We start from the raw sequence: 21,121 nt of genomic DNA on the forward strand, positions 1-21,121 counted from the left end.
GGTGCCTCGGGCGGCTTGACGCAATCCGGCTCGCGCGGCTTGGCCACCGCCGCCAGGGCCGCCACAACCGGAGCCGGCTTCAGCCCCAGACGCGTCTGAACCTCCGGCTGCCGCGCTGCCGCAATGGTCAGAACGGCGGCGATCAGTCCGCCGGCCACTGTTCCGAGGAAGAAGTTCAACATCGTTTGCGCGATCCGGTGGCCGGCTTTTCGCGGCCACGCTCCCTGGTCTCTGTCCAACCCGGCGGGATCATGGCGGACCGGATGCTCACGTGGCCTTAACACTTGATCTGCGACAGCTACACGCAAGCCTGCCCGCCCGGCAGGTCTGATGTGATAGGGCTGGACTGCCTATGAACTACGCCGCCAACGCCTATGCCCGGACGTCACGGTCCGCCTCCCTGACACCGCGCGAGGCCGAATCTGCGGTCCTGATCAAGGCGGCCCAGCAGTTGATCGGCGCCAGCCATGGGCTCGCCACCGGCAACACCAAGCAGCTCAACGAGGCCCTGTCGTTCAACCAGCGGGTCTGGACCATCCTGGCCTCCGAAGCGACCGCCGACGAGAACCCGCTGCCCGCCGATATCAAGCAGGGCATCGGCAACCTGGGCGTGTTCGTGCTGCGCAACTGCGTCGACACGATGATCGCCCCGACCCCGGAGAAGATCGCCAACCTCGTGGCGATCAACAACGAGATCGCCGCAGGCCTCCAGGGCAATCCGGGCTGAGATCGGGCTTCGGCGCGGTCAGGCGGCCGCGCCGGGCTCCCGGGGCTTGGCCGCCGCGGCCAAGGCCGCGCCCTCCCATTCGACGAGCTTCCGGCCGAGCTTGATCGCCGGGTAGAACGTCCCGGCCTCCACGGCCTCAGCGATGGCGGCGATCTGCGGGGCCGCTGCCGGCGCCAGCCGGATCAGCTCCGCGGCCTGCCGGAAGAACAGGTCGATGCCCGACGCCGGATCGTCGGCGAGGTAGATCACCGTCAAGGTCAGGTGGATCTGCTTGCAGGCCGTGTCGGCCTCGCTCTCCGTGATGATCTCGCTCTCGCGCAGGAACTTGCACTGGGTCTCGATCAGGAAGGTCGAACGCCGGTCGCCATTGCGAATCAGGGCGCCGTTGATGATCAGCCGCTCGAACGGCTTGAGTTCCAGGCGAAGCGGCATCGCGTGTTCCTTTCTAGAAGACGCGCCGATCTGATTCCGAAAGCGTTAACGTTTGGACAATGGCCGCCGGCCCCGGCGCGCCGGCTGGCAATCGGGACAGGATTGTCGCGACGCAGATAAGCGTCGATTCTTCGAAGATGCGTCGCCGCGTCCGTGAGTCTGCGACGCCTCAGCCTTCGGAGAATTACCGATGCCCTCCTCGTCTACGCGCGCCATCTACCCGTCTCTTCGCGGAAAACGCATCCTCGTGACGGGCGGCGCCTCCGGAATCGGTGAAGGTCTGGTCGAGGCTTTCGTCGCCCAGGGCGCCCGCGTTCTGTTCTGCGACATCGCCGACAAGCCCGCCGAAGCGCTGGTCGAGCGGCTCTCTCCCGGGGCGGCGCACCCGCCGCTCTACCGGCGCTGTGACCTCACCGATGTCGAGGCGGTCCGCGCCCTGGTGGTGGAGGCGGAGACGGCGCTCGGCGGCCTCGACGTCCTGGTCAACAACGCCGGCAATGACGACCGCCACAAGCTGGAAGACGTGACGCCTTCCTACTGGGACGACCGGATGGCGGTGAATCTGCGTCACCTGTTCTTCGCCGCGCAGGCTGCCGTGCCGGCGATGCGCCGGGCCGGCGGCGGCGTGATCCTGAACTTCGGCTCGATCAGCTGGCATCTCGGGCTGAAGGAGATGCCGCTCTACCAGACCGCCAAGGCGGCGATCGAGGGGCTGACCCGGTCGCTCGCCCGGGATCTCGGTCGCGACGGCATCCGGGTCTCCGCCATCGTGCCCGGCAATGTCCAGACGCCGCGGCAGGAGCGCTGGTACACCCCGGAGGGTGAGGCCGAGATCGTCGCCTCACAATGCCTGGACGGCCGGATCCAGCCCGCCGACGTTGCCGTCCTGGTGCTGTTCCTGGCTTCCGACGACGCCCGGATGTGTACAGGGCACAATTACTTCATCGATGCCGGCTGGCGCTGAGACGTGTTTTGGGTTCATGCGGCTCCTTCGTTGCCCGCGAGACGCGGCGGAGGAGACGGCCGTCGATGGCCGCCAGGCCGCAGCCGATCAGCGCCATGCCGAGATAGTGCCGCGGCTCGAGATGCTCGCCCAGAACCAGCGCCCCGAGCAGGATGGCCGAGACCGGGATCAGGAAGGTGACGAGCGAGAGGTTCGTCGCCCCCGCCCGCGCCAGGATCCGGAAGTACAGCACGTAGGCCAGCGCCGTGGACAGCGTCGCGATGCCGAACACTGCAGCCCAAACGGAAGCGCTGGGGACCGGTAGTGTCCAGGGCTGATCGATGGCGAGCGCCACAGGCGACAACACCAGCGTGGACGCGGTGATCTGTCCGGCGGCCAACGCGAGCGGCGGGACGCCCAGGCCCAGAAAGCGCCGCCCGAACACACCCGCGAACGCATAGGACAGAGCCGCGCCGAGCACCGCGAGTTGGGCGAGGAGGCCGGCATTGAGCCCGGCCAACGCCGCGGGTCCGACCATCACGGCGACGCCCACGAGACCCACCAGCACCCCCGCGAGCCGGTTCCCGGTCATCCGCTCGTCGGTGGTGAAGAGGTGGGCGACGATGACGGTGAAGAGCGGCGTCGTGGCGTTGAGGATGGCGGCGAGGCCGGACGCGATATGGGTCTGCCCCCAGACGATGAGGCAGAAGGGCAGGACATTGTTCAGCAGGCTCATGCCGAGGCAGGCCGTCCAGATCCTGCGGCCGCGCGGCAGGCGCAGGCTAGTCAGCGGCAGGACGAGGTTCAGGATCAGCGCGGCGAGCCCGACCCGCAGGACGACCAGGGTGAGGGGCGGCAATCCGGCGAGCGCGATACCGGTGAAGAAGAACGAGCCGCCCCACAGCACGGACAGGGCGAGCAGCATCGCCCATTCGGGCGCGGACATGGAGCGGTTCCCGGCGGGCGACATGGCAGATCTCCAACAGGTCGATCCGAGCCTATGGCCCGGCTTCGAGAGCAGGCAACCCGTTTCTTGCTGTCAAACGCGTCCTGTCCGCTGGTTCAAGAGATTGAGTGTGCTTAGATAAAATTGTCGCTCGCACGGAGCGGCAAAAGTTGCTCGAAATTCTCTTGCGACGACTGAGATGGAGAATTTCCGACTTCGGCCGCACCCTCAAAGACTTTGACGCAGCGGAAGCCTTGGAGATGCCCGCCGGCAGGCCGCGCGATCTCTGGAATCCGCCGCCAGGGGACGGCGTCGCCTCGGATCGAGGGTATTCCGGATCGCCGGCAGATCGAGAGGTGTGCCGATCACGCGGTTTCCAGCCCCACCAGCCGAAAACAATGCGCCACGATCTTGGGCTCGATCGCGTCCGCCAGCCCTTTCTTGGCCGCGTCGAGGATGACGCCGTGAAGGGCATTGAACAGAAACACGGCCGTGAAGCGGGCATCGTCGATGGCCCAGGCTTTCGCGTCGCCGCCATCGACGAGCAACTGCGCCAGGTGATCGATCAGGACGTTGTCGGCCAGCCCGTCCTGGGTGGGGGGAGGCACATCGGTGAAGACGATGTCGTGCAGTCGCGCGGATTCGGCGTAACCTCTGCTGCAAGCCGTCGCCCAGGCCGCGAGCTTCCCGCTCCAGTCCCCATTCGCCTGCCGTTCGACCGCGTCTCTGATGGCATTGAGCACGGTGTCGACGAATCGCTGGCGCAGACCGTCGACCACGTCCTCTTTCGACGAGAAGTGCAGGTAGAAGCTACCCTTCGCCACGCCCGCCCCGGTCGTGATCTGCTCGATCGTGGTCGAGGCCACACCCTGATCGATGAACAGGCGCTCGGCGGCGTTCATCAGATCCTCGCGCCGTTCTTCGGGCGGCTTGGTCCTGGGCTTGGACTTGGTCGACACGAAGCGATCTCATGATGGACGGACGATCGGCCCCTGCCTGACCGCATATCACCGGGATGGAAAGGGGTGGATGTCCCCAGCGTGGAGGAATGGCGGACCGGCAAGGGCCACGGCATCGTTATTGACTGACCGCCAGTCATTTGATTAGATCAGGGCCGCCATCCCTGGCAGCGCTGCTCCGGCAGCTTTCTGCAAACCTCACCACGGAACCCGACATGGACAGTGCAGTGGGGCGATGCCGCGAAATCCGGCTTCGTGCGTATCCCGATGGCATGATCCAGCCGAGCGATCTCACCATCATCGAAACCGCCCTGCCCGAAGCCGGCCCGAACGACCTGGTCGTGCGCAACCGCTGGTTCCGCATCTCCATCTCGACGCGGCTGATGGCCAACCCAGATGCGCAGGCGGTCGAGGGCATTCCCTTCCCGGCGCTCAGGCCCGGCGATAGGCTGGCGGATGGCGCGATCGGCGAGGTCATGGCTTGCCCGCCCGGCAGCGGGTTCGAGATCGGCACCTTCGTCTCGCATCCCCTGGGCTGGCGCGACTATGCCGTCGTCGATGCCGGGAGCTGTGTCGCATTGGGCCGGGGACCGATCGAGCCGGCCGCCTATCTGGGCCATGGCTGGACCGCCTACGCCGCCCTGACGCGCGGCATCCGGATCCGGCGGGGCGACACGGTCTTCGTATCGAGTGGCGCGGGGGCAATCGGCTCGATGGCCGGGCAAATCGCCCGCAGGCTCGGCGCCTCGCGGGTGATCGGCAGCACCAGCACCCCGGACAAGGCCGACTGGATGACGGCCGAGCTCGGCTATGACGCGGCGATCCTGCGCAATCGGGGCTCGATCGCGGATCAGCTGAAAGCGGCGGCGCCCGATGGCGTGGACGTGTTCGTCGACATGGTCGGCGGCGAGCAACTGGCCGCCGCCGCGGAAGCCGCGCGCGAGGGGGCCCGATTCGTCCTGCTCGGAGCGCTCACCGCCGAGTTGAACGTCGCGGGCGCCAGCATCGTCGCCCCGGTGCAACTCGACTCGTTTCAGCTGATCCTGAAGGATGTCACCCTGCGCGGCTACAGCGCCGACCGGGACAGCGCGGAGGCGTTCCCGGAATGGATCGCTTGGCAGCGCGAGGCGAGGCTCCACTTCGCCTGTTCGACGGTCGCCGGGCTGGAGAACGCGCCCGGCGCCCTGCACGACGCCTGCGAAGGCCGGCTCAGGGGCCTCGTCATGGTGGAGGTGTGACGGGGAATCCTACCGCTCGGCGCCCGTTGGCGAGAGACTCGTGGGATCAGCCCTTGCTGGCCTCGTAGCGTGCCTTGTTCTCGGCGTTCGGCGGGTAGAGGCCCGGGAGCGCCGCGCCCTTGCCGACCTCCTCCATGATCCAGCCCTCGAAGCGCTCCTGCTCGGGGGCGAGTTCCATCACGGTCTCGATCAGGGCGGCCGGGATCAGCACGGCGCCGTCCTCATCCACCACGATCACGTCGTCGGGGAACACCGCGACGCCGCCGCAGGCGATCGGCTGCTGCCAGGCGACGAAGGTCAGCCCGGCCACGGAGGGCGGGGCCGCCGCGCCCTGGCACCAGACCGGCAGGCCGGTGCCCAGAACCCCCGCCACGTCGCGCACCACCCCGTCCGTGACCAGGGCGGCCACGCCCTTCTTGGCCATACGCGCGCACAGGATGTCGCCGAAGATGCCGGCATCGGTGACGCCCATCGCGTCCACGACCGCGATGCAGCCGGCCGGCATCGCCTCGATCGCCGCCCGGGTCGAAGTCGGGGACGACCAGGATTCCGGGGTGGCGAGATCCTCACGGGCCGGGACGAACCGCAGGGTGAAGGCGCGACCGACGATCCGGGGCTGGCCGGGCCTCAACGGCCGGGTGCCACGCAGCCAGACGTTGCGGAGCCCCTTCTTCAGCAGGATCGTCGTGATCGTGGCGGTGGTGACCTTCGAGAGAACTTCGACGATCTGGGCGTCGCTCGACATCCGCGTATCCTTCCCGGCTGGTGCAGCTCTCAGGTGAGCCGATCTCCCCGCATCCTAGATGCCCTCGTGCCGGATGTTGTCCATCCAGATCCGAGGTGTTGGACGGCTGCGGGAACGATCGTCGCGCGTTCAAAGCGTCCCGCCCCTCCGTAGAGGTCGATCTTATCGACAGACCCACTGGCCAGTATCGAGATTTCGGTATATACTGAATATGTGCGGTTCACTTACAGTCAGCCAAAGCGGCAGGCGAACATCGCCAAGCACCGCTTCGATCTCACCGAGTTCGAGGTGGCGTTCAGTTTCGACCGCTTTCTGACCGTCACGACCAAGTCCAGCTGCACCGGACGCAAACGGTTCAAGCTGATCGGCAGCCGGTACGGCGAGATCGTCGTGGTTGCCATCGTCTCCCCACTTGGGTCCGAGGCGATCGATGTCGTCAGCGTACGGCCGGCCAACGCGAAGGAGAAAGCCCGCTATGCCGAAGGCTGAGCATGCGCCGGGTTACACCCCGACCGAAGCCTACACCCAGGCTGACTGGGATGAGGTCTCCGACAATCCGCCTTTGACCGAGGCCGAATTGGCTTCAGCCCGTCCCGGTCCACACGGGATGCCGGCTGGGATGGCGGAAGCCTTCCTGAAGCGGGCCGGACGACCCAAGGCCGAGGCAAAGGCCGTGCCCGTATCCCTGCGCGTGCCGCCGGATGTGCTGGCCGCATACAAGGCTCAGGGGCCCGGCTGGCAGACACGGATGAACGAGGTTTTGGCAGCCGGGCTCGGGCCTGAGACCGAGGCTGCCAAGGTGAAACGTATCCAGCGTGACGACAACCAGCCGGAACGATCTGCGCCATCGCCGAAGCGTCGGCTATCTCGGCGATGAGACTCGCATCGTGAGCCCGGACGGAGAACCGTCCGGGAGAACAGGCCTGCCTCAGTCGCAGGTCTCCTTCTTCACGGTCTTGGAATCACCCATCTCGTCTTCCTTGCGCACCGTCTTGGTGACGCAGCCATCGCCGTGATCGTGGACGGTGACGGACTTCGACTCGGTGGCCGGACGATCGACCACCACGGCGGGGCGGTCGCGCTCGATCACGGTGGTCTGGGCTTGGGCGGCAACGCCGAGGCTGAGCAGGGCGGCGGCGGCGAGGAACGTCTGGCGCATGCGAAAACTCTGGGTCCGATTTCGGTCCCGAGTAACGGCGGCCCCAGCTTGAGCGTTCCGCAATTTCTGGTGGTCAAAGCACCGGCCTGAACCACGCGATCCGACGTTCGGGGTGATCGGTTGGAAAGCGGGCCGAACCCGTAGAAGAACGCGGCTCGGCCCACGCGCCGTTCGGCCTGAAACACGGCCGGAGCGACGCCGCCAAAGACCCCGGGACCGCTTCGCGTTCAAGATCGGCGGACTACGTGCTGGGACGTTCGATGCCTCAGCCTCCGGTCATCGGCGGAAAGAACGCGATCTCACCGGCACCCGCGATCATCGCATCCGGCTTCGCATGGGTCCGATCGATCGCTGCGCGGACCACGCCCGGATCCTCGAACGCGTAGGCATATTCTTCGCCGCGCCCGCGCAGCCAAGCGACGAGATCGGCGACCGTGGCCACCCCCTGCGGCGGCACCAGCTCTTCCTCGGCGCGGCCGATCCGTTCGCGGACCCAGGCGAAATAGACGAGCTTCATCGCGTCACCGTGCCGGAAAAGGAGTGCCGACCGCGGCTCAACGCGGGTCGTCGATCACGTGCTTGATCCCGGCCCTCATGTAGTCCCAGCCGGTCCACAGCGTGAGGGCGGCAGCGAGCCACAGCAGCGCGAGGCCGATCGCCTCCGTGCCGGGCAGCACCCGCTCGCCCGCGGGGCCGGCCACCAGGAAGCCGAGCGCCACGAGCTGCACCGTCGTCTTCCACTTGGCGATCTTGCTGACCGGGACGCCGACCTTCAGCTCGGCGAGATACTCGCGCAGGCCGGAGACCAGCACCTCCCGGCACAGGATCACGATCGCCGCCCAGATCGACGAGCCGACGATGGTGTGGTCGGCCGCGAGCATCAGCAGGCAGGCCGAGACCAGCAACTTGTCGGCGATCGGATCCAGCATGCGCCCGAGCGCGGAACTCTGATGGTAGGTCCGCGCGACATACCCGTCGAGGTAGTCGGTGATCGCGGCCGCCACGAACACGCCCAGCGCCGTCCAACGCGCGGTGTGCGAGTCAGGCCAGAACAGCAGCGCGACCATCACCGGCACCGCCACGAGGCGGCCGTAGGTAAGGCAGTTCGCGAACGTCCAGGCGGGCGACCGGCGTCGGGGAAGGACGGCGTTCATGGCCGGGGTGAAATCAGAGCTTGGCCCGGGCGTCAACGTCTCGACCGCGGGCGCGGCCGTGACGGCGGGATCCTCAGGCGCCGGCATGGAAGAAATCGTAGACGGCGCGCGCGGTGGCGACGTTCACCCCGGGGGTCTTGGCCAGATCCTCGAAGGCGGCGCGTTCGATCGCCTTCACGGTGCCGAAATGGTGCAGCAGCGCGCGCTTGCGGCTGGGGCCGATGCCGGCGATCTCGTCCAAGGGATTCTTGATCATCTCACGCTTGCGCTTGGCCCTGTGGCTGCCGATGGCGAAGCGGTGGGCTTCGTCGCGCAGCCGCTGCACGAAGTAGAGGGTCGGGTCGCGCGGTGGAAGCTTGAACGGCGGCCGGCCCGGCACGAAAAACGTCTCGCGCCCGGCATCGCGGTCGCGACCCTTGGCGATGCCGATCAGCGGCACGTCCGACACCCCGATCTCGTCGAGCGCCGTGCGGGCGGCGTCGAGTTGACCCTTGCCGCCGTCGATCAGCACCAGATCGGGCCAAGTGGGAAACGCCTCGCCATCCTCCGTGGGGGCGGGATTCGGCTCCGGCGCGCCGCCCTCGGCCGCCGCGACCGCGGCTTCGCGCTCGGTGCGCGGCGCCTCCTTGACGAGGCGCTTGAAGCGCCGCTGCAGGACCTCGCGCATCATGCCGTAATCGTCCCCCGGGGTGAGTTCCTCCGACTTGATGTTGAACGTGCGGTAATGCGTCTTCATGAACCCGGTCGGGCCGGCGACGATCATCCCGCCCACCGCGTTCGTGCCCATGATGTGGGAGTTGTCGTAGACCTCGATCCGCCGCGGTGTCCGGTCCATGCCGAAGGCCTGCCCCAGGGCCGCCAACAGCTTGCCCTGCGAGGCCGTGTCGGCGAGCCGCCGGGCCAGCGCCTCCTTGGCGTTGCGCTGGGCATACTCGACGAGATTCTTCCGCTCGCTGCGGCTCGGCTTGTGGATCTCGACCCGGTAATCGACGCGGCTCGACAGGGCGGCGGCGACCAGCTCGGCATCCTCGATCGGGTGGCTGGTCAGCACCGTCCGGGGCGCCGGCTTGTCGTCGTAGAACTGGCTGATGAACGAGCCGAGCACCTCCTCCGGCGTCATCGACCGGTCGGCCTTCGGGAAGTAGGCGCGGTTGCCCCAGTTCTGGAAGTTGCGGAAGAAGAACACCTCGATGCAGAACTGCCCGGCCTGCTCGTCGAGGGCGAACACGTCGGCCTCCTCGACGCCCTGGGTGTTGACGCCCTGCACCCCCTGGATCGCCGAGAGCGCCGCGATGCGGTCGCGGTAGCGGGCGGCGCGCTCGAACTCCAGCGCCTCGGACGCCTCCTGCATCTCGGTGCGCATCCGGTCCTTCACGGCATTGGACTTGCCGGCCAGGAAGGCGCGGGCCGCATCCGCCATCGCGGCGTAATCGTCGGTCCCGATCTCACCGGTGCAGGGGCCGGAGCAGCGCTTGATCTGGAATAGCAGGCAGGGCCTGGAGCGGTTCTCGTAATAGCTGTCGGTGCAAGTGCGCAGCAGGAAGGCGCGCTGCAGGGCGTTGACCGTCCTGTTGACCGCCCAGACGCTGGCGAAGGGGCCGTAATAATTGCCCTTCCGGCGCCGCGCGCCGCGGTGCTTCACGATCTGCGGCGCCGGGCCGTCGGCGGTGACCAGGATGTAGGGGAAGGACTTGTCGTCCCGCATCAGCACGTTGAAGCGGGGCTTGAGCTGCTTGATCAGGTTGGCTTCGAGCAGCAGCGCCTCGGTCTCGGTGGCGGTGGTGACGAACTCCATCGCCGCCGTCTGGGAGATCATCCGGGCGATGCGGTTCGAATGCGCCTGGCCGCGGGCATAGGAGCCGACGCGGGCCTTCAGGTTCTTGGCCTTGCCGACGTACAGGACGTCGCCGCGATGGTCGAACATGCGGTAGACGCCGGGCGAATTCGGCAGCGTCGACCAGAACCGGCGGATCACCTCGGTGCCGGCCTGGACCGCGCCGGGATCGAAATCGAAATCGATCTCCGGCGAATCCTCGGCGGCCAGCGCGGCCTCGGACTCGCCGGCGCTCTCGTCACGCTCGGCGTCGCGGCCGTCGTCGAAGGTATCGGGGGGCAGGTCTGAGAGGGCTCTGCGGTTCATACCGCAGATCTAAGCGTTCCTGACCCCGAGGGGGACCGGGTCGGCCGACAAAATTGCCGCGCCGAACCGGCCGGGCCGAATCAGTCGAACAGCGAGTCGATGTCGTTCTGGTCGACGTGGCCCGGATCGTCGTCGAGCTTCGGCCCGTTGAGCAGGCTGCTCTCGTCATCCAGCGCGGTCGGGACCGGCATGACGGTGATGAGATCGCGGAAGCTGTCCAGTTGCGTCCAGGCGTCGATCAGGTGATCGAGATGCTCCTCGATGAATTTCATCACGCCGACGATCTTGTTGATCCGCTGGCCGGTCAAATCCTGGAAGTTGCAGGCCTCGTAGGCCGAGATCACCCGCTCCTGGATGATATCGACGTGCTGCTTCATGCCCGGCGGCAGATTCGCGGTGTAGAGCATGCCGGCATTCGTCTCGATGTCCTCGACCGCATTCAGCAGCTGCGTCGTGGCGCGCTCGGTCGATTCGACCACCGCATCGAGTTCGTCCGCCGCCCGGCGCATGCCCTTGCCGCTGTTCTCGGAGCGGTGGAGCGTCGCCAGTTCCGACTTGGTCCGGGTGATCGCCTCTTTCATCAGATCGAGTTCGGAACGCATCGCCAGGGCGTCCTGCAACTCACGGCGGCACGCCGCGATCGTCTCGTCCGCGCTCATCTCGGTGATGCGTCGCAGGTCCAGGATGGCGCCCAGGATCTCGTCCAGCCGCTCATTCGAGACGCCGGGACTCGGTGCGGCAGGTAAAACCCCGGGGAGCCCGAGGCTGTCTTCGATGCGATAGCGCTTCTGGGTCATCGTCGGGGCGTGAGCCTTCAGGATCTGTGGTGGTGACTCTCTATCACAATCGGTTAGCGGACTGTGACTGCCAAGCTCGCCTGCGATCGATTCCTATGCGTGCGGGACATTTGACCTATCGGTGGTTGTGGCCGGCGGCATTTTACCAGCGATTCACGCTAATTATGCGTCGTCGGGGAGGATCCTGCGCGACCGGCGTGATTCACCATGTTGATTCACCGAAACGGCCGGCTGCGGGTGGATCGTTCGCGCATCGGGGGGCTTGCTCCCGCGGGAGCGTCCGACGATGCGTGGCTCGGTCCGTCTTGGTCTCTGTGCGATCGTGGTCTCGGGTTCGCTGTGCGCCCCCGTGGCTGCGCAGCAGGCGCGTTACGCCGAAAGCAGCGGCTATGGTGGCGGCCTGATCGAGTATCTCGTGACCGGTCAGGCCGGGGGAGAGGGCCGCTTCCATCCCCAGCGCTCCGCGGCTCCGCAGCGGGTGGCAGCGTATTCAGGCGACCTGCTGCCGGCCGAGCCGGAACCGCTCCAGGCCGTTCCGCCACGGCAGGTCTACGGCGCCCCCCAGGCGGATCCGACCCGCCTTGCCCGGGAGGTCGGCCCGGAATACCAGCGCCAGGAGGTCGCGTTCGCCGGGCCGCAGCGGCCGGGGACCATCGTGATCGATACCTCGGCCAAGCACCTCTATCTCGTGCAGCCCGGGCAGCGCGCGCTCCGTTACGGGATCGGGGTCGGCCGGCCGGGCTTTGCCTGGAACGGCCTCAAGACCGTGAGCCGCAAGGCCGAGTGGCCGGATTGGACGCCGCCGGCTGAGATGCTCGCCCGCCGTCCCGACCTGCCGCGTCACATGGCGGGCGGTCCGGACAATCCCCTCGGCGCGCGCGCACTTTATCTCGGGTCGTCACTCTACCGCATCCACGGCACCAACGAGCCGGGGACGATCGGCCAATCGGTCTCCTCGGGCTGCATCCGGATGATGAACGAGGACGTGGTGGATCTCTATGACCGCGTCCCGGTGGGAACCCGCGTCGAGGTTCTCTGAGGGGCTCCACGACCGGTTCTTCCTCCGAGGTCCATTCAGGCGTGCCTCGGCTCCAAAAGCTTCGGAAAGGTCTCTGTCCTCAACGGCAGCCGGTGGCTGACGATCGTCACACGCAGATTCCTATTTACAAGTCGGCCCGGCCCCAAATGATCGGGGCCCCCGACCCCGGTTATGCGCGCCGTTTGCGATAGATCTGCCGACGTCGACGCCTTGATCGACGTCGTGCACTCGGGCTAAATAAATAGTCCGTGGTAAACTATTGAATTAGTTTGATTATAAACTGGTGCAATCCAGACGGTTCGGGATCGGCGTCTTACCCGATGCCGTATCGCCGCCTCGCGTCCCGACGGGGCGGACGATGCCGCTCGCGGTGAGCCGATCTGCGGTCGCCGATATCGGGGCGCGCGTCGGCCGGTCCCTGTCCGGCATGCGACCCCTGGCACCGTTCTTCTGTCTGTACATGACGTTCGGGTCCACCCTCGGCTTCCTGTCCGGTGGGGCGCCGCTGATCCTGCGGGTTCGGGGTCTGGAACTGGCCGAGGTCGGCCTGCTGCAGCTCATCAATCTTCCGGTGGGCCTGACCTTCCTGTGGGCCGCGGTCCTCGACCGGGTTCGCCTGCCGTTCCTCGATCATCGGATCGGATGGATCGTGGCGGCGCAGGGCGCGACGGTGCTGCTGCTGGGCGTCCTGAGTTTCGGCGAGGACTGGCCGCTGCCGGCGCTGCTCCTGCTGGCGGTCGCGGCCTGTGCCTGCGTCGCCACCATGGACATCGCGCTGGAGGCGCTGGTCGTCGAGACCGTGCCGGCGGCGCGGCGGACATTCGTCGCCTCCGCCAAGCTCTGCGGCGCGTCCCTGGGCGGCATCCTTGGCGTCGGGATCCTCGTCGGATCCTACGATTTCCTCGGATGGCGCATCGCGGTCCTGGCCTGCGCGGCCCTCGACGCCCTGTGCCTCCTGCCGATCCTCGGCTACCCGGAGGCGCGTCTTCGCGGAGTCGGCAGCCCACCCGAGCGATGGTCGGGATCGCTCGCGCGCCTGCGCGTCCTGGCAGCGCGGATCCTCGTGCTCGGCGCCTACTTCTCCGCCGCCTACCTGCTGTCCGGCCCCAACACGCTGGCTCTCCTAGACCTCGGCGTGCCGCTCGCGCAGGTCGGCTTCCTCACCGGCACCGTCCTGCCGGCCATCAACCTCGTCATGGCGCTGGTGGCGGGCGGCCTCGCCGCGCGCTTCGGCACGGTGCGGCTGATCGCCTTCGGGGCGTTCGGTGTCCTGGCCTCCGGCAGCCTGATGGCGTCCGCCTGTACGGCCGGCGCGGTGGGGCTGGCGATCGCCGCGACGGTTCTGAACTTCCTCTGCGGCGGGATCCTGGGCGTGCCGGTGTTCAACATGATCTACCGCTGGGCCCAGGGGCCGCGGCCGGCGACGGATTACGCGCTGCTGTTCGGCGCCGCCTTCTTCGCGGCGATGCCCCTGCGGGTCGCGGCGCCGGCTCTGGCCGAATGGGCCGGATGGCCCGCCTATTTCTGCGCGACCCTGCCGCTCTACGCGGCGGCGGTGGCCTGGCTGGTCTTGACGGTCGATCGGACCCTCCGGACGGACGGAGCGGAGGCGCGATGATCGACGAGATCGCCGCCCGCGTTCCGGCCTCGCTGAAGGCGTACCGAGACGGCGTCGCCGTCGGACCCGGCGGTGCCACGGCGCTGCCGGTGGCCGCGCTGCGCGATCCCGGGGTGTTCGATACGACCCTGTCGGCCTTCGGGGCGGGATACGGGGCGGTCGATCGGCGCATCCTCGTCTCATACTGGAGCCAGTTCTACCTAGCCGCGCTCGCGACACCGGCCCTGACCGCCCTGGTCTGCCTCGGGCGTCCCCTGCCGCTCGCCTTCGACACGACGCGCCTCGAACTCGATGCTGACGGACGCCCCGCCCGCCTCCTGGTCCCGGCGGAGACGCCCGATGGCCGGTCCGGCTGCGCGTCCGGTTTGGCGGGCCTGGTCGAGGGCCATCTGCGCCCGTTCGTCGAGATGTGCCACGCCCGGTGCGGGATCGCCCCCCGGGTGCTGTGGGGCAACGCCGCGGTGATCCTCGACTACGTCGCCGGGGAACTGGGCTGCGCGGACGAGCCGGCCTGCGCGGCAGCCGCGACGCGGCCCGGATGGCGCGGTAGCCTCGCCTGCGCTAGGAACCCCCTCGCGCAGGCCTTGTGCGCGGACGCGTCGGGCTGCCGGCGGCGGCGCGTCTGCTGCCTGCGCCACCGCCTTCCGGGCGTCCCTTCCTGCGGGACGCTCTGCCCCCTCGAATGCGCCAAAGATCGCTGATCCGCCGACCATGCTGAAGGCCTTCCTCGCCTATTACAGGCCGCATCGGGCGCTGTTCCTGATGGATTTCGGCTGCGCCGTGCTGTCCGGCCTGCTGGAACTCGGCTTTCCCATCGCGGTGAAGACCTTCGTCGATCAGCTTCTGCCGCGGCAGGATTGGGGCCTGATCGTGCTGGCCGCCTGCGGCCTCGCCCTGGTCTACGTGGCCAATGCCGGCCTGATGGTGGTGGTGACCTATTGGGGCCATGTGCTCGGCATCAACATCGAGACGACGATGCGGGCCCGGGCCTTCGACCACCTGCAGAAGCTGTCGTTCCGGTTCTACGACGGCCAGAAGACCGGCCACCTCGTCGCCCGGGTGACCAAGGACCTCGAGGAGATCGGCGAGGTCGCCCATCACGGGCCCGAGGACCTGTTCATCGCCGTGATGACGCTCATCGGCGCCTTCGCGCTGATGGTCTGGGTCCACCCGACCCTGGCGCTGATCACCGGCGCGATCCTGCCGGTCATCGCCTTCGTGAGCCTGCGCTACGGCGGGCGCCTGACCCGCAACTGGCAGACGCAATACGGCCGGGTCGGCGCCTTCAACGCCCGCATCGAGGAGAATGTCGGCGGGATGCGGGTCGTGCAGGCGTTTGCCAACGAGCAGCACGAGCGCACCCTGTTCGCTCGCGACAACGCCCGCTACCGCGACACCAAGCTTGAAGCCTACCGGCTGATGGCGGCCAGCCTGTCGATCAACTATCTCGGCCTGCGCTTGGTCCAGATCGCGGTGCTGCTCGGTGGCGCGGCCTTCGTGGTTCGCGGCGACCTCACCGCGGGCGGCTTCGTCGGCTTCCTGCTGCTGGTCGGGGTGTTCTACCGCCCGCTGGAGAAGATCAGCGCGGTGATCGAGACCTATCCCAAGGGTGTGGCGGGCTTTCGCCGCTACCAGGAGCTGCTTGCCAACGAGCCCGACATCGTCGACCGCCCGGATGCAGTCGAGGTGCCGACCCTGCGCGGCGATATCCGCTTCGAGGGGGTGAGCTTCGGCTACGAAACAGGCCGCCCGATCTTCGCCGGCCTCGACCTGATGATCGCCGCCGGAGAGACGGTCGCGTTCGTGGGCCCGTCGGGCGTGGGCAAGACGACCCTCTGCGCGCTGCTGCCGCGCTTCTACGAGGTCGCCGCGGGGCGAGTGACGGTCGATGGCATCGACGTGCGCGATATGACCCTGGCCTCCCTGCGGCGGCAGATCGGCATCGTGCAGCAGGACGTGTTCCTGTTCGCCGGCACGATCCGCGAGAACATCGCCTATGGCCGCCTCGACGCGACCGAGGCCGAGATCGATCAGGCCGCCCGCCGCGCCCGGCTCGGTGGGCTCATCGACGGCCTGCCCGACGGGCGCGACACGGTGGTGGGCGAGCGCGGCGTACGCCTGTCCGGCGGCCAGAAGCAGCGCATCGCCATCGCCCGGGTGTTCCTCAAGAACCCGCCGATCCTGATCCTCGACGAAGCCACCTCCGCCCTCGACACCCAGACCGAGCGCGAGATCCAGCAGGCACTCGCCGAACTCGCCCAGGGGCGCACGACCCTGGTCATCGCCCACCGGCTCGCGACGATCCGCGATGCCGACCGTATCGTGGTCCTGGGCGAGGACGGTATCGTCGAGCAGGGCCGACACGCGGCGCTGCTCGACGCCGATGGCGTCTACCGACGCCTGCATGCGGCGCAATTCGGCGCGGCCGGCGAGGATGGCGTGTCCGCGACCGCGGCGGAGTAGAGCGCGGCGCAGGCGCTCTCCGTCGGCCGCGCCTGTGACATCCACTGCATCGACCTTGGCCGAGATCTACGCGCAGCTCGGCCCGTTCGGGATGATTTTGCTCGATCCCGACTCGGGTCAGCCGGTCGAGAATGCCGAACGCCTGCTCGTGCAGACGCGCGTCGACCGGCAGCCGCGGCGTGCCGAAGCTCTCGCCATGGGGCGCACGACCCACAAGCACGGCGGGTGTCTCCGAAGCGCGGCATCTCCGAGAAGACCGTCGGATCGGGAGGTCGAACGTTGGATTACGAGCCCCTTTCGATCAGCCCATTTCGGCCAGGGCTTCGCCCAGTAAGTCGAGCAGACGTCCGGCGAAAGCCCGCATATCCGCGACCCGGTCCGCGCTGCCGGTCTCGATGGTGGCGAACAGCTCGACGGGCCCGCTCACGGCCAGGCAGGTATGTCCGGCCGCGTCGCCGTAGCGATTGCCGCTCGGGCCCGCGGCGCCGGTCTCCGCGAGGCCCCAGGTCGCCCCGTGTCGCACGCGGACGGTCCGGGCGAGGAGCCGCGCATAGCCTTCGGAGGCTGAGCGTAGGCCGGTCATCGCGTCATCGTCGATGCCGAGGAGGGACGAGCGCGCCGTCGCTGTGTAGATCACAGCGCCGCCGAGGAAATACGCGCTGGCGCCCGGGATCGACAGGAGTGCCGCCGACACGAGACCGCCGGCGGAGGTTTCCGAGACCGCGAGGGTCTCGTTGCGCGCGATGAACGCCGCCCCGAGCGTCGCGGCCTTCGGCAGCAGATCGTTCATGGAAGATCCTTCCGGGTGCTGCCGCGGCTACGTCCTGGCTTGCGGCCAGGTCGCGACGGTTTCGCCGCCGGATTGTAGCTCGACACGGTGCGCGTGCGCCTCGTCCCGCGACGTGCATAGGTCGATCGCCGAGGCGAAGCGGGTTCGGGCGGCAATCTCGGTCTCGACATCCTCCGAGATGACCTCCTGCTCGTCGCGGAAGGTGATCACCCGGAACGGCGGGTGTTGTTTCAGGTCACTGGCTTCCATGGCTGTCGTCGTCTCCGATCGGCACGCATCCCCGGCGGTAAGCGCCTGTCGACCCGGATCGTTGCGCCCCAAGCGGTGCGGCCTCCACGGTTCGTTAAGCCTACGGTCGTATCCCTGAGGCTCCTCAACACGCGTAGGTATCATGCCGAGACTGGGCCACATGATCGTCGACGGGCTGGCCCTCGTCCTGGTCGGCGCCGGGTTGACCGCCGTCGTCGTCGGATACGAGCGCAACCTGCCCGAGCCGGCCGTCCAGGTCGCCGAACACGCGTCGGATTGGGCGGACCCGATGACCACGGGCTCGATCACGCCGCGGATCGAGACTGCCTCCGCCGGTGCCGCATCGACCCGGCCGAGCTGGACAGCCGAGGAAACACACGGATCCTCGACGCCGGGCATGCGGGTCTGGATCGATCCCCCGCGCCGGTGATCCGGCCTGCCGCGATCATCACCGGATCCGCAACGAACAGACCGATCTCAGCCGCGTTGCCCTAGGAGCCCGAAGACGGGCCAACCTGAGGAAACGCACATGCGCATGACAATTTACGGCCTCGCGGCCGCTCTCGCCGTCGCCCTGACTGGAACTGCCTATGCCCAGCAGCCCGCCGGTGGCGGAAGCGCGACCGGAAACATGAACAATCCCGGCTCGGTGAAGAGCGACAGCCAGAAGATGAACGAGGGCGCGACCGGCTCGGCCACCGGTGCGACAACTGGTTCGACTACCGGCGCGGCCGGCGCCGCGACGGTACCGGGCACCGGCACCGCGCGGCCCGGCGTCGGCGCGGGCACCAACACCACAGCGCCTGCGCGATAGCCGCACCGTCGGAACCGAGGCCTCCGGCCTCGGTTGCCGGCCCATGTCCCGGTTCCTGTTCCCCGCCGCGATCGCCATCATCCTGGCGAGCGTCGCCTTCGCCCATTGGGAAAAGTCGGGGGCCGCGCCCGTGCCGACAACACTGGAAAGCTCCAGTCCGAGCGGCAATGCCGCCACACCCATCGCACCGACGCCGCAGACCGGCCAGGGCAAGGGGCAGTAGAGGCTTCGACTCGGATCGCCTCTGTCGCGAGCGACTCCCGCTCAGCGGGTCAGGCCGGTCTCGGCGATGGTTCTCAGCCGGTCGATGGCGCCGCTGTCGGCCGGCCGGCTTCGCTCGCCTCCTGGATCTCCTCCAGGTGCCCGGTCGCGACATCGTACAGGAAGCCGTAGATCGGGATGTAGCCCGGCACCAAGGGGTGGGCGCGGATCCGGCGCACGTCGGACGCGACGCTGCCGTACCGGTCGGGAATCGTCAGCCAGTCGACGCTGCGCCCTTCCGGAGAGCCGCCGCCATGGCGCGGGTTCGACCATGTCGAGCCGTCGAACTGGGCGGTCTCCAGGCTGTCCTCGAGCAGGTCGCCGATCACCGCGTCGGTGAACAGCTCCATGCCGCAATTGGTGTGGTGGATCACGAACCAGGTCGCCGTGCCGAGGAGCTTGTGCGAGACCACCAGCGAGCGGATCGCGTCGTCGCTGGCCCGGCCGCCGGCATTGCGGATCACGTGGGCGTCGCCCTCCGCGAGGCCGGCATATTTCGCCGGGTCGAGCCTTGCATCCATGCAGGTCAGGATGGCGAAGCGCCGGGCCGGCGGAAGGGCGAGATCGCCCTTGTCGAAGGTCGCGGCATAGCGCGCATTGGCGGCCAGCACTTCCGCGCGGATCTGCTCGCGCTCGGTCGGTTCAGGCATGGGGTGTACGCTCGCGCAGGTGACAGGGCAGGTCGACGAGATGTGCGGCGAGATCGGCGTAGACCAGGATGCCGCCATCCAGCATTGGGAAGGAAAGCTGGGGTTTGTCGGCCGCAGGCTGCTCTCCGGCAGGGGCGCCGGTCCCCGGGAAGAGGCGGGCGAAGCGGGCGAGGAGACGGGTCATGGTCAGGCCGCCTGCGCTACGGTGCCGGCCGCCGCCAGCGCCTGGTCGAGATCGCCCAACAGGTCGTCGATATGCTCCAGGCCCACCGAGAGGCGCACGTAGCCGTCCGAGACGCCCGTGGCCTTGAGCGCCTCCGGGCCGAGTTGGGAGTGCGTCGTGCTGGCCGGATGGATCGCGAGGCTGCGAGCGTCGCCGATATTGGCCACGTGATAGAACAGCCGCAGGGCATCGATGAAGCGCCGCCCAGCCGCGCGCCCCGCCGCCAGCTCGAACCCGACGAGGCCGCCATAGCCGCCGGTGAGCACCGCGTCGGCCCGGGCACGCGCCGCGCCGGTCTGGAGCGACGGATGGATCACCCGCACCACCTCCGGGCGATCCCGGAGCCATTCCGCGATCGCCTGGGCGTTGCGGCTGTGGCGCTCGATCCGCAGCGGCAGCGTCTCCAGCCCCTGGAGCGTCAGGAAGGCGTTGAGCGGCGAGACGGCGGGGCCGAGGTCGCGCAGCAGCCGCACCCGGGCGCGCAGGACGTAGGCGACCGGCCCGATCGGCTTTGCCGCCTCGGTCCAGACCGCACCGTGATAGCTCGGATCCGGCGTGTTGAGATTGGGCTGGCGCACCGGGTGGGCGGCCCAATCGAAGCTGCCGCCGTCGATGATCGCCCCGCCGATGGCGATGCCGTGGCCGGCGATGTACTTGGTGGTCGAGTAGACCACGATGGCCGCGCCGTGATCGAACGGGCGGGCCAGCAGCGGCGCAGCGGTGTTGTCGACGATCAGCGGGACTCCGAGCGGCCGGCCGATCTCCGCCACGTCGCGGATCGGGAAGACCGCGAGCTTCGGGTTCGGCAGGGTCTCGGCGTAGTAGGCCCGCGTCCGCTCGTCGGTGGCGCGGGCGAAGGCCTGCGGATCGGCCGGGTCGACGAACCGGACCTCGATCCCCTGCTCGGACAGGGTGTTGGCGAACAGGTTCCAGGTGCCGCCGTAGAGGTCGGTCGAAGACACGATGTTGTCGCCGGCGCGGGCGAGGTTCTGCACGGCCAGCGCCGAGGCCGCCTGGCCGGAGGCGAGGGCGAGCGCGGCCGCACCGCCTTCGAGGGCCGCCAGCCGCTGTTCCAGCACATCGACGGTTGGGTTGCCGATCCGGGTGTAGATGTAGCCGAGTTCTTTCAGGGCGAACAGGTTCTCGGCGTGGTCGGTATCGCGGAACTGGTACGAGGTCGTCTGGTGGATCGGCACCGCAACGGATCCGCTCGTCGGATCGGCCCGCCAGCCGGCGTGGAGGGCGAGCGTCTCGGGCTTGGCATGGGTCAGGTCCTGGCTCGGCACGGGACGGCTCCTGATCGATCTGGACGCGGCAGAGTGCTCGGATCGCGCAGTCCATCGTTCCTCCGGCCGGTGTTCAGGTCAATAAAATGAGATGATCGAATTTCGGCGTATCTTGAAAATTCATACCCTCGACTCGGGTTGATTTTGGAAACGCGATCCTTCAGCATCCGCGACGGTCGGCGCGTAAGCTTTGATCTCGGAAACAATCCTTCAGTCGCGTGTCCGCGCAGGTGTCCCGGTCGCCACGCCTCCGGAACCCGCGCGATCGTTCACGCCCGCGAGGGTCTGCCGTTGGTGTTTGGATCACCCTCGCGCACCCGCGACTCGGCGGTTCCGCCGGGCTCGACTGCCGCCGCGATCCGGCGTTGGTCCCGCACCGGCGTAGACGTCCCTATCCCGGCCTCGCCCGTCGGCAGAACGACATCCTTGCCGGCGCCGGATCAACGGAAGCCTTTTTCGCCGTCTCGAAGCTAGACTCGCGACGCCCC

At 68.2% G+C, this 21,121-nt stretch carries 27 protein-coding genes; 12 read left to right on the forward strand and 15 right to left on the reverse strand.

The window, feature by feature from the left end; translation table 11 throughout:
* On the reverse strand, positions 1-182 hold a 182-nt coding region (locus MKL09_RS06570; protein ID WP_244019030.1), incomplete at its 3' end, for a hypothetical protein.
* 170 nt (positions 183-352) lie between these two features.
* Between MKL09_RS06570 and flaF the strand changes: the two genes are divergently transcribed.
* Positions 353-727 (forward strand): flagellar biosynthesis regulator FlaF, encoded by a 375-nt coding sequence (gene flaF, locus MKL09_RS06575; protein WP_244019032.1) that lies wholly within the window; start codon positions 353-355, stop codon positions 725-727.
* 18 nt (positions 728-745) lie between these two features.
* Here flaF and MKL09_RS06580 read toward each other — a convergent pair whose 3' ends face one another.
* Complete coding sequence (locus MKL09_RS06580; RefSeq protein WP_244019034.1) at positions 746-1,159, reverse strand: flagellar biosynthesis repressor FlbT; 414 nt, start codon at positions 1,157-1,159, stop codon at positions 746-748.
* Positions 1,160-1,349: 190 nt separating this feature from the next.
* Here MKL09_RS06580 and MKL09_RS06585 point away from each other — a divergent pair, with 190 nt between their 5' ends.
* Positions 1,350-2,123: an SDR family NAD(P)-dependent oxidoreductase gene (locus tag MKL09_RS06585; protein ID WP_244019036.1), complete on the forward strand. Its 774-nt coding sequence runs from the start codon at positions 1,350-1,352 to the stop codon at positions 2,121-2,123.
* Here MKL09_RS06585 and MKL09_RS06590 read toward each other — a convergent pair.
* Both MKL09_RS06590 and MKL09_RS06595 read right to left on the reverse strand, forming a co-directional pair.
* On the reverse strand, positions 2,101-3,072 hold the full coding sequence (locus tag MKL09_RS06590; RefSeq protein ID WP_244019038.1) for a DMT family transporter: 972 nt from the start codon (positions 3,070-3,072) through the stop codon (positions 2,101-2,103). The two genes, MKL09_RS06585 and MKL09_RS06590, sit on opposite strands and share 23 nt — an antisense overlap.
* 341 nt (positions 3,073-3,413) lie before the next feature.
* The gene (locus MKL09_RS06595) at positions 3,414-4,007 is read right to left on the reverse strand and encodes a TetR/AcrR family transcriptional regulator (RefSeq protein WP_244019040.1); all 594 of its coding nucleotides are present in this window, start codon (positions 4,005-4,007) and stop codon (positions 3,414-3,416) included.
* A 215-nt stretch (positions 4,008-4,222) separates the two neighbouring features.
* On the opposite strand from MKL09_RS06595, the gene MKL09_RS06600 reads away from it, so the two are divergent.
* Positions 4,223-5,245, forward strand: coding sequence for an MDR family NADP-dependent oxidoreductase (locus MKL09_RS06600; RefSeq protein ID WP_279605713.1), 1,023 nt, complete (start codon positions 4,223-4,225; stop codon positions 5,243-5,245).
* A gap of 46 nt (positions 5,246-5,291) precedes the next feature.
* On the opposite strand, the gene MKL09_RS06605 is transcribed toward MKL09_RS06600, so the two are convergent.
* Positions 5,292-5,990 carry a ribonuclease activity regulator RraA gene (locus MKL09_RS06605; protein WP_244019042.1) on the reverse strand — a complete coding sequence of 233 codons (699 nt, stop codon included), beginning with the start codon at positions 5,988-5,990 and terminating at the stop codon, positions 5,292-5,294.
* A 213-nt stretch (positions 5,991-6,203) separates the two neighbouring features.
* Between MKL09_RS06605 and MKL09_RS06610 the strand changes: the two genes are divergently transcribed.
* Both MKL09_RS06610 and MKL09_RS06615 read left to right on the forward strand, forming a co-directional pair.
* Positions 6,204-6,479 carry a BrnT family toxin gene (locus MKL09_RS06610; protein WP_244019043.1) on the forward strand — a complete coding sequence of 92 codons (276 nt, stop codon included), beginning with the start codon at positions 6,204-6,206 and terminating at the stop codon, positions 6,477-6,479.
* Positions 6,466-6,867 carry a BrnA antitoxin family protein gene (locus MKL09_RS06615; protein WP_244019044.1) on the forward strand — a complete coding sequence of 134 codons (402 nt, stop codon included), beginning with the start codon at positions 6,466-6,468 and terminating at the stop codon, positions 6,865-6,867. Before MKL09_RS06610 ends, MKL09_RS06615 begins: the two co-directional genes overlap by 14 nt.
* 51 nt (positions 6,868-6,918) lie before the next feature.
* Here MKL09_RS06615 and MKL09_RS06620 read toward each other — a convergent pair whose 3' ends face one another.
* The 5 genes from MKL09_RS06620 to MKL09_RS06640 form a co-directional block, all read right to left on the reverse strand.
* Positions 6,919-7,149: a hypothetical protein gene (locus tag MKL09_RS06620; RefSeq protein ID WP_244019045.1), complete on the reverse strand. Its 231-nt coding sequence runs from the start codon at positions 7,147-7,149 to the stop codon at positions 6,919-6,921.
* Between the two features lie 265 nt (positions 7,150-7,414).
* A complete protein-coding gene (moaD, locus tag MKL09_RS06625; protein ID WP_244019046.1) occupies positions 7,415-7,666 on the reverse strand; it encodes a molybdopterin converting factor subunit 1 in 252 nt (83 codons plus the stop codon).
* 37 nt (positions 7,667-7,703) lie between these two features.
* The gene (pgsA, locus tag MKL09_RS06630; protein ID WP_244019090.1) at positions 7,704-8,303 is read right to left on the reverse strand and encodes a CDP-diacylglycerol--glycerol-3-phosphate 3-phosphatidyltransferase; all 600 of its coding nucleotides are present in this window, start codon (positions 8,301-8,303) and stop codon (positions 7,704-7,706) included.
* A gap of 73 nt (positions 8,304-8,376) precedes the next feature.
* Positions 8,377-10,443: an excinuclease ABC subunit UvrC gene (gene uvrC / locus MKL09_RS06635; protein WP_244019047.1), complete on the reverse strand. Its 2,067-nt coding sequence runs from the start codon at positions 10,441-10,443 to the stop codon at positions 8,377-8,379.
* A gap of 80 nt (positions 10,444-10,523) precedes the next feature.
* Positions 10,524-11,240, reverse strand: a complete 717-nt coding sequence (locus MKL09_RS06640) for a protein phosphatase CheZ (protein WP_244019048.1) — start codon at positions 11,238-11,240, stop codon at positions 10,524-10,526.
* A 286-nt stretch (positions 11,241-11,526) separates the two neighbouring features.
* On the opposite strand from MKL09_RS06640, the gene MKL09_RS06645 reads away from it, so the two are divergent.
* The 4 genes from MKL09_RS06645 (at position 11,527) to MKL09_RS06660 (ending at position 16,360) form a co-directional block, all read left to right on the forward strand.
* On the forward strand, positions 11,527-12,279 hold the full coding sequence (locus MKL09_RS06645; RefSeq protein WP_244019050.1) for a L,D-transpeptidase: 753 nt from the start codon (positions 11,527-11,529) through the stop codon (positions 12,277-12,279).
* A gap of 358 nt (positions 12,280-12,637) precedes the next feature.
* The gene (locus MKL09_RS06650; protein ID WP_244019052.1) at positions 12,638-13,897 is read left to right on the forward strand and encodes an MFS transporter; all 1,260 of its coding nucleotides are present in this window, start codon (positions 12,638-12,640) and stop codon (positions 13,895-13,897) included.
* Positions 13,894-14,598, forward strand: coding sequence for a siderophore-iron reductase FhuF (gene fhuF / locus MKL09_RS06655; RefSeq protein ID WP_244019054.1), 705 nt, complete (start codon positions 13,894-13,896; stop codon positions 14,596-14,598). The genes MKL09_RS06650 and fhuF overlap by 4 nt, the downstream gene beginning before the upstream one ends.
* Before the next feature lie 10 nt (positions 14,599-14,608).
* Positions 14,609-16,360 (forward strand): ABC transporter ATP-binding protein, encoded by a 1,752-nt coding sequence (locus MKL09_RS06660; RefSeq protein WP_244019056.1) that lies wholly within the window; start codon positions 14,609-14,611, stop codon positions 16,358-16,360.
* Between the two features lie 301 nt (positions 16,361-16,661).
* Here MKL09_RS06660 and MKL09_RS06665 read toward each other — a convergent pair whose 3' ends face one another.
* Together MKL09_RS06665 and MKL09_RS06670 are read right to left on the reverse strand one after the other, a co-directional pair.
* Positions 16,662-17,150, reverse strand: coding sequence for a CinA family protein (locus tag MKL09_RS06665; protein WP_244019057.1), 489 nt, complete (start codon positions 17,148-17,150; stop codon positions 16,662-16,664).
* Between the two features lie 27 nt (positions 17,151-17,177).
* Positions 17,178-17,399, reverse strand: a complete 222-nt coding sequence (locus MKL09_RS06670; protein ID WP_244019058.1) for a hypothetical protein — start codon at positions 17,397-17,399, stop codon at positions 17,178-17,180.
* A gap of 160 nt (positions 17,400-17,559) precedes the next feature.
* Between MKL09_RS06670 and MKL09_RS06675 the strand changes: the two genes are divergently transcribed.
* From MKL09_RS06675 to MKL09_RS06685, 3 genes are all read left to right on the forward strand, one after another.
* Positions 17,560-17,829, forward strand: coding sequence for a hypothetical protein (locus tag MKL09_RS06675; protein ID WP_244019059.1), 270 nt, complete (start codon positions 17,560-17,562; stop codon positions 17,827-17,829).
* 99 nt (positions 17,830-17,928) lie between these two features.
* On the forward strand, positions 17,929-18,213 hold the full coding sequence (locus MKL09_RS06680) for a hypothetical protein (RefSeq protein ID WP_244019061.1): 285 nt from the start codon (positions 17,929-17,931) through the stop codon (positions 18,211-18,213).
* 43 nt (positions 18,214-18,256) lie between these two features.
* Complete coding sequence (locus MKL09_RS06685) at positions 18,257-18,436, forward strand: hypothetical protein (RefSeq protein ID WP_244019063.1); 180 nt, start codon at positions 18,257-18,259, stop codon at positions 18,434-18,436.
* A gap of 73 nt (positions 18,437-18,509) precedes the next feature.
* Here the strand turns inward: MKL09_RS06685 and MKL09_RS06690 are convergent, their stop codons facing one another.
* Genes MKL09_RS06690 through MKL09_RS06700 form a run of 3 tightly spaced genes read right to left on the reverse strand, consistent with a single transcriptional unit; the run spans position 18,510 to position 20,633 of the window.
* Entirely contained in the window at positions 18,510-19,124 is a 615-nt protein-coding gene (locus MKL09_RS06690) for a beta-class carbonic anhydrase (protein WP_244019064.1), read from the reverse strand.
* Positions 19,117-19,308 (reverse strand): hypothetical protein, encoded by a 192-nt coding sequence (locus MKL09_RS06695; RefSeq protein ID WP_244019066.1) that lies wholly within the window; start codon positions 19,306-19,308, stop codon positions 19,117-19,119. The genes MKL09_RS06690 and MKL09_RS06695 overlap by 8 nt, the downstream gene beginning before the upstream one ends.
* Positions 19,309-19,310: 2 nt before the next feature.
* Complete coding sequence (locus MKL09_RS06700) at positions 19,311-20,633, reverse strand: O-acetylhomoserine aminocarboxypropyltransferase/cysteine synthase family protein (protein WP_244019067.1); 1,323 nt, start codon at positions 20,631-20,633, stop codon at positions 19,311-19,313.
* Positions 20,634-21,121 lie beyond the last annotated feature (488 nt).

This window comes from Methylobacterium sp. J-048, assembly GCF_022829515.1.
GTDB lineage: Bacteria > Pseudomonadota > Alphaproteobacteria > Rhizobiales > Beijerinckiaceae > Methylobacterium.

Coding starts and splice junctions, on each gene's coding strand:
- MKL09_RS06590 (WP_244019038.1), bottom strand. CDS start 3,072: ATGTCGCCCGCCGGGAACCGCTCCATGTCCGCGCCCGAATGGGCGATG.
- uvrC (WP_244019047.1), bottom strand. CDS start 10,443: ATGAACCGCAGAGCCCTCTCAGACCTGCCCCCCGATACCTTCGACGAC.
- MKL09_RS06685 (WP_244019063.1), top strand. CDS start 18,257: ATGTCCCGGTTCCTGTTCCCCGCCGCGATCGCCATCATCCTGGCGAGC.
- MKL09_RS06680 (WP_244019061.1), top strand. CDS start 17,929: ATGCGCATGACAATTTACGGCCTCGCGGCCGCTCTCGCCGTCGCCCTG.
- MKL09_RS06645 (WP_244019050.1), top strand. CDS start 11,527: ATGCGTGGCTCGGTCCGTCTTGGTCTCTGTGCGATCGTGGTCTCGGGT.
- MKL09_RS06580 (WP_244019034.1), bottom strand. CDS start 1,159: ATGCCGCTTCGCCTGGAACTCAAGCCGTTCGAGCGGCTGATCATCAAC.
- MKL09_RS06670 (WP_244019058.1), bottom strand. CDS start 17,399: ATGGAAGCCAGTGACCTGAAACAACACCCGCCGTTCCGGGTGATCACC.
- MKL09_RS06650 (WP_244019052.1), top strand. CDS start 12,638: ATGCCGCTCGCGGTGAGCCGATCTGCGGTCGCCGATATCGGGGCGCGC.
- pgsA (WP_244019090.1), bottom strand. CDS start 8,303: ATGAACGCCGTCCTTCCCCGACGCCGGTCGCCCGCCTGGACGTTCGCG.
- MKL09_RS06690 (WP_244019064.1), bottom strand. CDS start 19,124: ATGCCTGAACCGACCGAGCGCGAGCAGATCCGCGCGGAAGTGCTGGCC.
- fhuF (WP_244019054.1), top strand. CDS start 13,894: ATGATCGACGAGATCGCCGCCCGCGTTCCGGCCTCGCTGAAGGCGTAC.
- MKL09_RS06665 (WP_244019057.1), bottom strand. CDS start 17,150: ATGAACGATCTGCTGCCGAAGGCCGCGACGCTCGGGGCGGCGTTCATC.
- MKL09_RS06605 (WP_244019042.1), bottom strand. CDS start 5,990: ATGTCGAGCGACGCCCAGATCGTCGAAGTTCTCTCGAAGGTCACCACC.
- flaF (WP_244019032.1), top strand. CDS start 353: ATGAACTACGCCGCCAACGCCTATGCCCGGACGTCACGGTCCGCCTCC.
- MKL09_RS06585 (WP_244019036.1), top strand. CDS start 1,350: ATGCCCTCCTCGTCTACGCGCGCCATCTACCCGTCTCTTCGCGGAAAA.
- MKL09_RS06675 (WP_244019059.1), top strand. CDS start 17,560: ATGATCGTCGACGGGCTGGCCCTCGTCCTGGTCGGCGCCGGGTTGACC.
- MKL09_RS06620 (WP_244019045.1), bottom strand. CDS start 7,149: ATGCGCCAGACGTTCCTCGCCGCCGCCGCCCTGCTCAGCCTCGGCGTT.
- MKL09_RS06660 (WP_244019056.1), top strand. CDS start 14,609: ATGCTGAAGGCCTTCCTCGCCTATTACAGGCCGCATCGGGCGCTGTTC.
- MKL09_RS06695 (WP_244019066.1), bottom strand. CDS start 19,308: ATGACCCGTCTCCTCGCCCGCTTCGCCCGCCTCTTCCCGGGGACCGGC.
- MKL09_RS06640 (WP_244019048.1), bottom strand. CDS start 11,240: ATGACCCAGAAGCGCTATCGCATCGAAGACAGCCTCGGGCTCCCCGGG.
- moaD (WP_244019046.1), bottom strand. CDS start 7,666: ATGAAGCTCGTCTATTTCGCCTGGGTCCGCGAACGGATCGGCCGCGCC.
- MKL09_RS06600 (WP_279605713.1), top strand. CDS start 4,223: ATGGACAGTGCAGTGGGGCGATGCCGCGAAATCCGGCTTCGTGCGTAT.
- MKL09_RS06615 (WP_244019044.1), top strand. CDS start 6,466: ATGCCGAAGGCTGAGCATGCGCCGGGTTACACCCCGACCGAAGCCTAC.